At 71.8% G+C, this 11835-nt stretch carries 10 protein-coding genes; 2 read left to right on the top strand and 8 right to left on the bottom strand.

The window, feature by feature from the left end; all coding sequences use genetic code 11:
* Window positions 1–12 precede the first annotated feature (12 nt).
* From pcaB to RM590_RS01110, 7 genes are read right to left on the bottom strand one after another with little or no spacing between them, the layout of a single operon-like run.
* On the bottom strand, window positions 13–1371 hold the full coding sequence (gene pcaB, locus RM590_RS01140; RefSeq protein WP_311702382.1) for a 3-carboxy-cis,cis-muconate cycloisomerase: 1359 nt from the start codon (window positions 1369–1371) through the stop codon (window positions 13–15).
* Window positions 1368–1961, bottom strand: coding sequence for a protocatechuate 3,4-dioxygenase subunit alpha (gene pcaG / locus RM590_RS01135; protein ID WP_311702380.1), 594 nt, complete (start codon window positions 1959–1961; stop codon window positions 1368–1370). The genes pcaB and pcaG overlap by 4 nt, the downstream gene beginning before the upstream one ends.
* Window positions 1958–2737, bottom strand: coding sequence for a protocatechuate 3,4-dioxygenase subunit beta (gene pcaH, locus RM590_RS01130; RefSeq protein WP_311702379.1), 780 nt, complete (start codon window positions 2735–2737; stop codon window positions 1958–1960). Before pcaH ends, pcaG begins: the two co-directional genes overlap by 4 nt.
* A gap of 30 nt (window positions 2738–2767) precedes the next feature.
* A complete protein-coding gene (locus tag RM590_RS01125) occupies window positions 2768–3985 on the bottom strand; it encodes a thiolase family protein (RefSeq protein ID WP_311702378.1) in 1218 nt (405 codons plus the stop codon).
* Complete coding sequence (locus RM590_RS01120; RefSeq protein WP_311702377.1) at window positions 3982–4629, bottom strand: 3-oxoacid CoA-transferase subunit B; 648 nt, start codon at window positions 4627–4629, stop codon at window positions 3982–3984. The genes RM590_RS01125 and RM590_RS01120 overlap by 4 nt, the downstream gene beginning before the upstream one ends.
* Window positions 4629–5411, bottom strand: a complete 783-nt coding sequence (locus tag RM590_RS01115) for a CoA transferase subunit A (protein ID WP_311702816.1) — start codon at window positions 5409–5411, stop codon at window positions 4629–4631. The genes RM590_RS01120 and RM590_RS01115 overlap by 1 nt, the downstream gene beginning before the upstream one ends.
* Window positions 5412–5419: 8 nt before the next feature.
* Entirely contained in the window at window positions 5420–6619 is a 1200-nt protein-coding gene (locus tag RM590_RS01110; protein ID WP_311702376.1) for a 4-hydroxybenzoate 3-monooxygenase, read from the bottom strand.
* Between the two features lie 225 nt (window positions 6620–6844).
* Between RM590_RS01110 and RM590_RS01105 the strand changes: the two genes are divergently transcribed.
* Window positions 6845–8536 carry an IclR family transcriptional regulator domain-containing protein gene (locus RM590_RS01105; RefSeq protein ID WP_311702375.1) on the top strand — a complete coding sequence of 564 codons (1692 nt, stop codon included), beginning with the start codon at window positions 6845–6847 and terminating at the stop codon, window positions 8534–8536.
* Between the two features lie 18 nt (window positions 8537–8554).
* Here RM590_RS01105 and RM590_RS01100 read toward each other — a convergent pair whose 3' ends face one another.
* The gene (locus RM590_RS01100; protein WP_311702374.1) at window positions 8555–10024 is read right to left on the bottom strand and encodes an MFS transporter; all 1470 of its coding nucleotides are present in this window, start codon (window positions 10022–10024) and stop codon (window positions 8555–8557) included.
* 636 nt (window positions 10025–10660) lie between these two features.
* Between RM590_RS01100 and RM590_RS01095 the strand changes: the two genes are divergently transcribed.
* The gene (locus tag RM590_RS01095; RefSeq protein WP_311702373.1) at window positions 10661–11713 is read left to right on the top strand and encodes a cellulose binding domain-containing protein; all 1053 of its coding nucleotides are present in this window, start codon (window positions 10661–10663) and stop codon (window positions 11711–11713) included.
* Window positions 11714–11835 lie beyond the last annotated feature (122 nt).

Below are 11835 nucleotides of genomic sequence, written 5' to 3'. Positions count from 1 at the left end.
CCTTTCTGTGCGTCAGCGACGGCGCAGCGCCCGGTCGGTCAGTGCACCCGCCACGCCGGTGCGGCGGTCGGGGTCGAGGTCACCCGGAGGGAGGTCCTCCAGTCCCGGCGTTTCCAGCAGGACCTCGACCAGGGGGCGGCCCTCCTCGCGAGCCCGGCGTACCGCCGCGGAGACCAGTTGGCGGGCGTGGGACCGCCCGAAGCGGCTGGCCAGTTCGGCGGCCACGTACTCGGAGACGACCGCGCCGCCGGTGAGGCCGAGGTGGGCACGCATGGCGGCGGTGTCCACTCGCAGTCCCTGAACGAGATCGGCCGTGTGGGTGGCCGCCGCACCGGTCAGCCGGAGTAGGTCGCGCAGCGGCTCCCATTCGGCGTGCCAGGCCCCGGCCGGGCGTTCGTCCTCGGTGGCGAGGCTCCCGTATAGCGATGCGGCGAGGCCCGGGGCGCGGCGCGCGGCTGCGGCGATAAGGGTGGCGCGTACCGGATTCGCCTTGTGCGGCATGGCTGACGAGCTTCCGCCACCGTCCTCGGCGAGTTCGGCGATCTCGGTGCGGCTGAGGACGAGCACGTCGGCGGCGAGCTTGCCGAGGGCACCGGCGGTGAAGGTGAGGGCGCCGGCGAGGTCGGCCACGGGGGTGCGGAGAGTGTGCCAGGGCAGATTGGGTTCGGCCAGGCCGAGTTCGGCGGCGTAGGCGGAGGTCAGGTCGAGGCCGGCGTCGGCCCGGCCACCCGCGTAGGTGCCGAACGCCGCCAGGGTGCCGGCGGCGCCGCCGAGTTGGGCCGGCAGTCCGTCGCGAACCGTGACGAGGCGGTCGCGGGCGTCGAGCACGAGAGAGCGCCAGCCCGCCGCCTTCAGCCCGAAGGTGGTGGGCGCGGCGTGCTGGGTCAGGGTGCGCCCCGGCATGACGGAGTCGCGGTGGCCGGCGGCCAGCCGGGCCAGTGCGCGTTCGGTGCGGGTGACGTCGGCGAGCGCGGCGTCGAGGGTGCGGCGCGCCACCAGCATCAGGGCAGTGTCGAGGATGTCCTGGCTGGTGGCGCCGCGATGGACGTACTCGGCGGCCGCCGGGTCGCGCTCGGCGACGATCGCGGTGAGATCGGCGACCAGGGGGATGACGGGATTGCCACCGCTCACGGCGCGGAGGGCGAGGTCGCGCGCGTCGAACCGGGAGACGTCCGCCGCCGCCTCGGTGACCGCCGCCGCGGCGGCCGGCGGTGCCTGACCGCAGGCCGCCTGGGCGCGGGTGAGCGCCGCCTCGGCGTCCAGAAGCGCGCGAAGAACGGCCGCCTCCCCGGTCGTGGTCTCGGCAGGCGTTCCCGCCCCGCCGGGATCGAGGAGCGAGGAACCGTCGGTCGGCCGGGCGGGGGGCGTCATCGAAACTCCAGGAATACGGTCTCGTCCTCGCCTTGGAGACGAATGTCGAAGCGGTAGCTGCTACCCGGTTCCGCCCGCGCGATCAGCGTGGCCCGCCGCCGGGCGGGGAGCGAGGCGAGCAGCGGATCGTCGGCGTGGGCGGTGGTGTCGTCCGGGAAGTAGACGCGGGTGAACAGGTGGTGCAGCAGGCCGCGGGCGAAGAGGCATACGCCGAGGTAGGGGGCGGCACTGCCGCGGGTGCCCGGCCGCAGGGTGCGGACGGCCCAGCGACCCTCCCGGTCGGTGGCGACGCGGCCGAAGCCGGTGAACTCCCCGGGGTGGCGGCCGAGGAAGCCGCCATGGGTCTCGTCGCGGCGGAATGTGCCGGTCGTGGCCGGTACCCGTCCGTCGGGGCCCGGGCCCCAGATCTCCAGCAGTGCGTCGGGGACCGGTGCGCCGCGGCCGTCGAGGACGACCCCGTGAACGGTGAGCGCGCCGACGTGGCCCGCGGGGGCGATGTCCGGGCCGCCGGGAAAGGGCAGGGCATAACCATAGAAGGGGCCGACGGTCTGGGACGGGGTCGGGGGCAGGAGGGCGTCGGCGGTGGTCACTGGGCGTCGCCCTCCTCGGCCCAAGTGGCGCCGGGGCCGTCGAGGACGATGTTCCAGCGGTAGCCGAGAGACCACTCGGACCGGGACAGGCCATGGTCGTACGTGGCGACAAGGCGCTGCCGCGCGTCGTCGTCGGTGACGGACTGCAGGATCGGGTCGTGAGGGAAGAGCGGGTCGTCGGGAAAGTACATCTGGGTCACCAGGCGCCGGGTGAACGCGGTGCCGAAGACGGAGAAGTGAATGTGGGCGGGGCGCCAGGCGTTGGTGTGGTTCCGCCAGGGGTAGGCGCCGGGCTTGACGGTGGTGAACCGCCAGCGTCCCGCCTCGTCGGTGAGGGTTCGGCCGACGCCGGAGAAGTTGGGGTCGAGTGGGGCGGGATGCCGATCGCGCTGGTGGGCGTACCGGCCGGCGGCATTTGCCTGCCATATCTCGACCAGCTGGCCTCGCACCGGCCGGCCCCGCCGGTCCAGCAGCCGGCCCTCGACGGTGATCCGTTCCCCGAGCGGGGTGCCCGGGTGCTGGAGGGTCAGGTCGTTGTCGTGCTCGGTGACATCGCTCTCCCCGAAGGCCGGGGCGAACAGCTCGACGGCTTCCGGATCGCGCTGGGCGGGCACCGGGATCAAGGGCTGCCCGGGGTGGCGGAGCGCGGTGGAGCGGTAGGGAGCGTAGGCGCGGTCGGGGTGGTGCTCGGGAGCGGCACCGCCGGCGAGCCGCTTCCGGTACGCCTCGTGCGCGGCGGCGATCTCGACGTCGATGTCGTGCTGAGTGGGTGTCATGGATTCGGGCTCCTTCGTTGCCGACGGCATTCAGCGTTCGAGGACGAGCGCGAGGCCCTGGCCGACTCCGATGCAGAGGGCCGCCACGCCGGTGCCGCCACCAGCGGCCGACAACTGGTGGGCGACGGTGCCGACGAGGCGGGCCCCGGAGGCACCGAGCGGGTGGCCGAGGGCGAGCGCCCCGCCGTGCGGGTTGAGCACGGCCGGGTCGAACTCGGGCCACTCGGCGAGACAGCCGAGCACCTGGGCGGCGAAAGCCTCGTTCAGCTCCAGGGTGACCAGGTTCGCGAAATCGCGACCGGCCCGGTCCAGGGCGCGGGGGACCGCCTTCACCGGTCCGAGGCCGTAGTAGTGCGGGTCGACGGCGGTGACGGCCGAGGCGGAGACGCGGGCGAGGGGCTCGCGGCCGAGGGTCCGCAGGCCATCCTCGTCGGCCAGCAGCACTGCCGCCGCGCCGTCGTTGAGGGGGGAGGCGTTGCCGGGAGTGACGGTGCCGACGTCCGTGCGGAAGCTCGGCTTGAGCCGGGCCAGGGCGGCGAGGGAGGTCTCGGGGCGCACCGACTCGTCGCGGTCGACGACCGCCGGGTCGGCTCCGCGGCGCGGGACCGGGACGGGGGCGAGCTCGGCAGCGAACCAGCCATTCTCCTCCGCGGCCGCGGCCTTGCGGTGTGAGGCGAGGGCGTACTCATCCTGCCGCTCACGACTGATGCCGTGCTTGTCGGCGATCAGCTCGGCGCCCTCGCCGAGCGGGACGGTCCATTGCGGCTCCATGCGCGGATTCACCATGCGCCAGCCGAGGGTGGTGGAGTACATCCGGGCGTCGTCGACCGGGTGGGCCCGGTCCGGTTTCGGCAGCACGTAGGGGGCTCGGGTCATGGACTCGACACCGCCGGCCAGGGCGACGGAGGTGTCGCCGAGTGCGATGGCACGGGCGGCCTGGAGGACGGCTTCGAGCCCCGAGCCGCACAGCCGGTTGACCGTCACGCCGGGGACGGAGGTCGGGAGCCCAGCCAGCAGGGCGGCCATCCGTGCCACGTTGCGGTTCTCCTCGCCCGCGCCGTTGGCATTACCCAGGTAGACGTCGCCGATGAGCGCCGGGTCCAGTCCCGGGCTGCGTTCGAGCAGGGCACGCAGGACGTGTGCGGCTAGGTCGTCCGGGCGGATGCTGGCGAGTGCCCCGCCGAACTTCCCGAACGGTGTGCGCACGGCGTCGACGACGTAGACGTCACGGGTGGTGCGGAAGCTCATGACGTGACTCCTTCCGCGATGCGGACCTTCGCGGAGGTGTGGGCGACGATCTCGGCGGGGGTGACGCCAGGTGCCAGCTCGACGAGCACCAGCCCGCCCACGGTGACGTCCAGGACGCCGAGGTCGGTGATGACCCGTTGGACGCAGGCTCGGCCGGTCAGCGGGAGGGTGCACCGCGGAACGATCCTCGGGTCCCCCTCCCTGGTGGTGTGCATCATGGTCACGATGACCCGGCGCGCGCCGTGGACGAGGTCCATCGCCCCCCCGACGCCGGTGACCAGCTTGCCGGGGACCGCCCAATTCGCCAGGTCGCCCGCGGCGGAGACCTGCATGGCGCCGAGCACCGCGGTGTCGATATGGCCGCCTCGGATCATTCCGAAGGAGAGGGCGGAGTCGAAGAACGCCGCCCCGGGCAGGACGGTGACGGCCTCCTTGCCCGCGTTGATCAGATCGGGGTCCAGCTCGTCCTCGTACGGATAGGGGCCGGTGCCGAGAATGCCGTTCTCGGAGTGCAGCACGACCGCGCCCCCGGGCGGCAGGTGGTCCGGGATGAGAGTCGGCAGGCCGATGCCGAGGTTGACGTACTCCCCGTCGCGCAGCTCGCGCGCGGCACGGGCGGCTATCTGTCGGCGGTCCCACGCCATCAGGCCCGTACCTCCCTCGGTGCCGGCACGGCGCGCACCGTGCGGATCTCGATCTGTTTGTCGGCGGCCTCCCACGGGCTGAGAGCCACGACTCGCTGGACGAAGATGCCGGGCAGGTGCACGTGGTCCGGGTCCAAGTCGCCGGGCTCGACCAGCTCCTCCACCTCGGCGACGGTGACACGGCCCGCCATGGCGGCCAGGGGGTTGAAGTTGCGGGCAGACTTGGCGAAGACGAGGTTGCCGTGCCGGTCCCCACGGACGGCGTGTACCAGGGCGAAGTCGCAGCGGATACCGCGTTCCAGCACATATTCGGCACCGTCGAACGAGCGGACCTCCTTGCGCGGCGACATGACCGCCACGCCGCCCTCGCCGTCGTGTCGCCAGGGCAGGCCGCCCTCGGCGACCTGCGTGCCGACGCCGGCCGGGGTGTAGAACGCCGGAATGCCGACGCCGCCCGCGCGGAGCCGTTCGGCGAGCGTGCCCTGCGGAATCAGCTCCAACTCCAGCTCGCCGGCCAGGTACTGGCGGCGGAACTCGTGGTTGTTGCCCAGGTAGCTCCCGGTGACCCGGGCGATGCGGCCGGCGGCGAGGAGGACGGCGAGGCCGGAGTCCATCGCGCCGCAGTTGTTGGAGACGACGTGCAGAGCCGTGGCGCCGCCGTCGCGCACGGCCCGGATGAGGGTGTTCGGCACACCGCTCAGTCCGAACCCCCCGACGGCCAGGGACGCACCGTCCCGGATGTCCGCGACCGCCTCGGCGGCCGAGTCCACCGTCTTGTCCATGCGGTTGTTCACGCTCCCTTTCCGCCCATGGGCAGCCCCGCGTAGTTTTCCGCCAGTTCCGCGGCCGCGTGCCAGGACGCGGTGATGCGTTCGAGCTGAGACAGCTGGAGGCGGGTGTCGAACTCCGACTGCTCCGGGGCCTTGTGCAGTGTCGAGGTCATGAAGAAGGAGAAGTGCTCGGCACGCCAGACGCGGCGCAGGCAGGTGTCGGAATAGGCGTCGAGCAGGTCCGTGGAACCGGTGACCTTCAGATGGTCGAACGCCCGGGCAAGGACGACCACGTCCGCCGCCGCCAGGTTGAGCCCCTTGGCACCGGTGGGGGGCACGATGTGCGCGGCGTCACCGGCCAGGAAGACGCGGCCCCAAGCCATCGGTTCGGTGACCGAACTGCGCATGGGCAGTACCGCCTTGGCGATGATCGGTCCGCGATGCAGCCGCCAGTCGCCTTCGGTGGCGAAACGGGCGTCGAGTTCGTCCCATATGCGCGCGTCGGACCACGCGTCGGGATCCGTGCCGTTGGGTACCTGGAGGTAGAGCCGGCTGACGTGTGGGGAGCGCATGCTGGCCAGCGCGAAGCCGCGATCGGAGTGGGCGTAGATGAGTTCGTCGTAGGCCGGCGGGGCATCGGCCAGAATGCCGAACCAGGAGTACGGGTGGGTGCGTTCGTACGTCCGCAGCGCGCCGGGAGGTAGTCCGCGCCGGGTCACGCCATGGTAGCCGTCGCACCCCACCACCCAGTCGCAGGTCAAGGTGCGTTCACGGCCGGCGTGGACGTAGCGGATCAACGGCCTCTTGGTGTCCGGGCCTTCTACCGCCAGCACCGGTGCGTCGAACAGCAGCGGCGGCCCCTCTCTCAGCTGGAGGGCCACGAGATCCTTGACCACCTCCGTCTGCGCGTAGACCCACACCCGGCGGCCGCCGGTCAGCGAGGGAAAGTCGACGCGATGCGAGCGCCGGGAGAAGCGCAGTTCGATGCCTTCGTGCGGGATGCCCTCGCGCTCCAGTCGGTCCGCGGCACCCACCGCACGCAGTGCCTCGACCGTGCCCTGTTCGAGGATGCCTGCGCGCTGGCGCCGCTCGACGTATTCCCTGTCCCGGCTCTCCAGGACCACGCAGTCGATGCCGCTCATGTGCAGGTGCCGGGCCAGGAGCAACCCTGCCGGTCCCGCGCCGACGATGCCCACACGCGTACGTTCCGGATGTTCCATGCCGACCCCTGCGTTCGCCTGGTGAATAAAGATTCACTAATAAAGGGTAGTCTTGCCCGCGCCGTCCCGCATGTCAACAGCGTCAACTGTGCCCGGCCGCGAGGGTGCTTCCCCGCGAGGACGCGCCAGCCGGTAGCGTTCGTGCAGTGCAGGCCGGTCCGCCCGGCGGTCGGGGCGGGCAAGGGAACGGCTGCGACCCGCGGATTCCACAGCACGGGAGGCCCCATGCCCCTGACCCCCGCCCTGGCGGCACGCGCTCCCCGGGCGGGCGCCGCCGAGGCACCCGCCGAGGCCGTCGCGCCGCTGATACGCGGCATCGCCGTGGTGCGCGCGCTCACTGACGCGGACGGGACGCTGAGCCTGCCGGAGCTGGAGCGCGTCACGGGTTTGGCCCGCTCCACCCTGGACCGGGTAACGGGCACGCTCGCCCGCATGGGCCACCTGCGTCTCGACGGCCGGGCCGTCTCGCTCGCCCCGCGCCTGATGGAGCTCGGCAACGCCTATCTCGCTGCGTTGCGCCTGCCGGAGCTGCTCGGACCGTTGGCCGACGACCTGGCCCGCGAGCTGGATGAGTCCGTGTCCCTCGCGGTGGCCGACGGCGACGGCATCCGGTTCATCCATCAGACCCCCCGGCGCCGCACGCTGTCCATCAGCTTTCGGATCGGGGATCTGCTGCCCGTGGAGCGCACCGCGCCGGGGCAGTTGATCGCGGCCGACTGGGGTCCACGGGACTGGGCCCAGTGGCGCGCGCGTCGCGCGGCCGACCCGCTGGGCCACGGCTTCACCGCGTTGCCGCCGCTCGACGCCGACCAGTGGCCCACGGAGGCGGCGTTCGCCGCCATGGTGGAACAGGCCCGCGCTCAGGGCTGGGCGCTGGATGACCAGTTGGTGGAGCCGGGGCTGGTGGCCCTGGCCGTGCCCGTGCGCGATCCGCGCGGTGAACTCGCCTGCGTGGCAAGCTTGGTGAGCCACACCAGCCGGCACGCCGCCCAAGACCTGGGCAGCCGACTGCTGCCGAGGCTGCGCGCCGCGGTCGCCGGGATGGAACGCCGACTGCGTGAGATCCCGCCGCCGGGGCCAATGGCCCCGCAAACCGACCTGGCATCCTGGACCACCGCTTCCAAACAGGAACTGGGCCGCGGGTTCGTCGAGTCGCTGGCCCGCGGACTCACCGTGCTCACCGCCTTCGGCGCGAGCCACGACGAGCTGACCCTCGCGGCCGTCGCAAGGGCCACCGGCCTCGCCAGGGCCACCGCTCGCCGGGCCCTGATCACGCTGGCGCACCTGGGGTACGTGACCACCGACGACCGGTCCTTTCGCCTCACGCCCCAGGTGCTCGCCCTTGGCTACGCGCCGCTGTCCCGCCTGACACTGCCGCAGATCGCCCGACCGCATCTGGCCGCCCTCAGCGAGCGGGTACACGACTCGGCGTCCCTCGCGGTGCTCGACGGCGACGAGGTTCGGTACACCGCACGGGTGGCGACGAGGCGGATTATGAGCGTGGAGATCACTGTCGGCACGCGGTTTCCGGCCTACGCCACCTCAATGGGCCGGGTGCTACTCGCCGGGCTGCCGGCTGCCGACCGCGCGGCCCGCCTGGACCGGGCCGAGCTGCGGCCCCTGACCCGCTGGGCCATTACGGACGCGGGTGAGCTGGCGGCGTTTCTCGACCGGGTCGCCGCGCGGGGATACGCGCTGGTCGACCAAGAGCTGGAGGAGGGGCTGCGGTCCATCGCGGTCCCGGTCCATGACCGCGACGGGCGCACTGTCGCCGCGCTGAACGTCGCCACGCACACCGGCCGCCGCAGCACCCATGACTGCGTGGCCGATGTCCTCCCTCACCTGCGGGCCGCTGCCGCCGCCATCGAGGCCGATCTGGATGTCGCCGGTCGTTTCACCCACGTCCGCGAGATCTGAGCCGCCGCGGCCCTGCGGTTAGGCCGGGGCGACGGCCGCCGCCCGCCTTTCGCGCACGAACAGATAGATCGCCGCGCTGGCGATCATCAGGGCGCCGTCGATGTAGACGGCGCCCACCCAAGAGCCGGACGCGTCGAACAGCGCGCCGCCGAGCGCAGGGCTGATGACAGCACCGATCTCACCGATCAGGTTCCACATGCCGAACGCGGCGCCACGCTGGTGCTCCTCGACGACCTCGGCGACCATTGCGTGGGCCATCGGCTGCAGGGCGTTGAAGAAGAGGCTGGTGGTGAACAGCAGCACGGACATCACCACGAGCGACGGTTCTCCCGCCGCCTGGAGGTACGCGCCGAAGACCAGCACCATCGTTCCCTGGATCAGAGTGAACCAGATCAGCAGGGGCCGCCGGCCCCAGCCGCGTGCCTTGGCCCAGTCGGAGAGCCGACCGCCCGCGGGAAAGCCGAGGATGCCGGCGCCGGCGTTGAAGGTGGCGACCAACGCGGCTTCGGTGAAGGAGCTGTCGGCGGCGTCCGTGACGATGGACACCGACCAGAAGCTGAAGAACCACAGGTTCCACAGGATGGCGATGGCGGCGACGCTCAACAGCATCACGTCGCGGTTGCGGATGACGGAGCCGGCGCTCCCGCCGCGCCTGGAGAAGATGACAGCCACGAGCACCAGCGCCAGCACGGTCTCGGCGATGGCCACACCCCAGGCGGGCATGCCCGCCCCGTCGGCCACCAGGTAGACCACCATGATGGCGGCGCAGAAGAGCACCGAGATCCCGACCAGCCGCAGCGTCGACCCGCCCATCCGCAGCGGCCCCCCCAGCCGCCGCAGGTAGGGCACCATGAAGAGCCCGAAGAGCAGAGTGGCGGTACCCAGGATCAGGAACGGCATCCGCCAGGCGTGCTCCTTGCCGAACACCTCCACGCCCCAGTCGATCATGTAGGGGGCGCCAATCGTCGCCACGGTGAGGCCGAGCGCGAGGCCGGTGATGACCACCCCCATGCCGAGGCTCACCTTGCCGGGTGGGGAGTGCTTGGCGATCAGCGTCCGGTCGTTGGAATAGAACACTCCCTCACCGAGGCCGGTCAGCACACGCAGTGCGACGAAGACGAGCAGCCCGGTGATCAAGCCGGTCAGCACGGTGGTGACGCCGGCCCAGAGCAGTGAGACGGCGATCATCGTGCGGTGCCCGAACCGGTCGCCGAGGTACCCGCCGGGGTACTGGGTGAGCATGTAGCCGGCGAAGAAGAGGCTGCCGATGAGCCCGCCCAGGGCGTGCGGATGACTCGAGTCTCCGATCATGCCGATGTCGTTGTTGATCAGCCAGGTCACTACGGGCCCGGTGATGGTGCGGTCGGCGTAGCTGAACAGCCAGCCACCGAGGAGCACGGCCCACAGCGTGTGATAAGGCTGCCAGCCTCGGTGCTCTCCGGTGCCGGCGGACACGCTCGGGTCCGAGTTGGCGATCTGTGACTCCATGATCGGGGCCCTCCGTTGATGTGGCTGGGCGTTCGCTCGGTGAAACTTTTTTCGCCATTTCTGATGCGCCTGGATGTTGCCACCACCCCGCAGCCCCGTCAACGGATTCCGCACCCTTGCCTGCTGGCGCCCGGCCATGAGCGGACGGGCTCGGGGGCGGCCGGACGGGCGCCCGCCGACCTCGAAACGGCCCACGCCGAACGACTGCCGCGCCGGGTGGCCCCGGGGTCCCTACGGCTGCCGACGCCGGCCGGAGAGGGCATCCGGCCTCGGCGAACTCACCGTGGTTTGCGGGGACTCGGCCTGCGGCGCGGGCTCCGCGGGCGGCGGCCGGACATGATGCGCCCCCGAACACTGACGCGTTGACCGCCCCCCGGGTCCGCCGTACGGTCACCGCGGCGTCATCGATGGGACGGACGTGACGCCGGCGTGTCCGGTGCCCGCGGCAGCCACAGGCGTTCCGTACTGGGCCACGGGCCCGGAGACTCGATCCGCCGAAGGCGCTACCGGACACCGGGAATGGCCCGTTGACCGATCCACCGCATCCCAGCCCTCTCATCCCCGACTGGAGAACGACCATGCGCGCACACAGACGTGCGGCCGGGATCGCCTTCGCGATCCTGGCCGCTCTACGCCGTGGCTGGCGTCAGCGTCCGTTCCAGCTCCCAGGCGCAGTTCCCGGCCCAGGTACACGACGCCAAGGCGGCCATCCGCTGGCTGCGGTCGAACGCCGGTCAGTACGGGCTGGACCCCAGCCGCTTCGCCGTCATGGGCGACTCGTCCGGCGGCTGGGTGGCGAACATGGCCACGCTGACCGGCGGCGTGACGTCGCTTGAGGGCAGCATCGGGGTGACGGGCGTGTCCAGCGCCGTGCAGGCGGGCGTGTCGTTCTTCGGCCCCACGGACTTCCTCCAGATGAACGCTCAGCGGCCGCCGGGCGGCGGCCTCGACCACGACGGCCCCGGCTCCCCCGAGTCCATGCTGATCGGATGCGCGATCCAGACTTGCCCCGACCGCGTCCAGGAGGCCAATCCGATCCGGTATGTCGACGCGAACGACCCGCCGATGATGCTCCTGCACGGACAGGCGGACAATATCGTCCCGCACGGGCAGAGCGCCCTCCTTCACGACGCCCTGAAGGCTGCGTGCGTCGATACCCGGTTCTTCTCCGTTCCCGGCGCGGGGCACGGTACGAGTGATGTGCTCAGCTCCTCCCGGTACGGGACGCAGACCGTCCGCACCGTCTCGGACTGCCGGGAGACCGTCACCGTCGGTTCGCCCAATCCGAGTTGGAGCGAGGTGGCCAACTTCCTCGACACCGCACTCGACGTGGAGGGCGGCACACCCGACCCGGATCCCGACCCGGACCCGGGTCTCTGCGAGGTGACCTACACGGCGAACACCTGGAACACCGGGTTCACCGCCAGCGTCTCCATCACCAACACCGGTACCACGCCGCTCAACGGCTGGGCCCTGGAGTGGACCTGGCCCGGGAATCAGCGAGTGACAAGCGCCTGGAACGCCACGGTGGCCCAGACCGGCAGCCAGGTGACCGCGCGCAACGCTCCCTACAACGGCACCATCCCGCCCGGAACCAGAGCCGAGTTCGGTTTCCAGGCCACCTACAGCGGCACCAACGACGCGCCCGCGCAGTTCTCGCTCAACGGCACGGACTGCGCCGCGGCCTGACGCACGACGAGCGATCCGGTGGCGTGGACAGCACAGCCCGTCCACGCCACCGGCGCTCGTGGCCCGGGCGATTCGACCGCCGGCCCCAGGTGGCCGGACCGGAGGCGCTCCTGTCGCCAGGC

This window comes from Streptomyces litchfieldiae (genome assembly GCF_031845365.1).
In the GTDB taxonomy this organism is placed as follows: domain Bacteria; phylum Actinomycetota; class Actinomycetes; order Streptomycetales; family Streptomycetaceae; genus Streptomyces; species Streptomyces litchfieldiae.
Note: the sequence above shows the minus strand (reverse complement) of the source record. Positions and strands in the feature narration are given on the sequence as shown.

Excerpts from the sequence above, each read along its gene's own strand:
- pcaB (WP_311702382.1), bottom strand. The coding sequence starts at position 1,371 with ATGACGCCCCCCGCCCGGCCGACCGACGGTTCCTCGCTCCTCGATCCC.
- pcaH (WP_311702379.1), bottom strand. The coding sequence starts at position 2,737 with ATGACACCCACTCAGCACGACATCGACGTCGAGATCGCCGCCGCGCAC.
- RM590_RS01125 (WP_311702378.1), bottom strand. The coding sequence starts at position 3,985 with ATGAGCTTCCGCACCACCCGTGACGTCTACGTCGTCGACGCCGTGCGC.
- RM590_RS01120 (WP_311702377.1), bottom strand. The coding sequence starts at position 4,629 with ATGGCGTGGGACCGCCGACAGATAGCCGCCCGTGCCGCGCGCGAGCTG.
- RM590_RS01115 (WP_311702816.1), bottom strand. The coding sequence starts at position 5,411 with ATGGACAAGACGGTGGACTCGGCCGCCGAGGCGGTCGCGGACATCCGG.
- RM590_RS01110 (WP_311702376.1), bottom strand. The coding sequence starts at position 6,619 with ATGGAACATCCGGAACGTACGCGTGTGGGCATCGTCGGCGCGGGACCG.
- RM590_RS01105 (WP_311702375.1), top strand. The coding sequence starts at position 6,845 with ATGCCCCTGACCCCCGCCCTGGCGGCACGCGCTCCCCGGGCGGGCGCC.
- RM590_RS01100 (WP_311702374.1), bottom strand. The coding sequence starts at position 10,024 with ATGGAGTCACAGATCGCCAACTCGGACCCGAGCGTGTCCGCCGGCACC.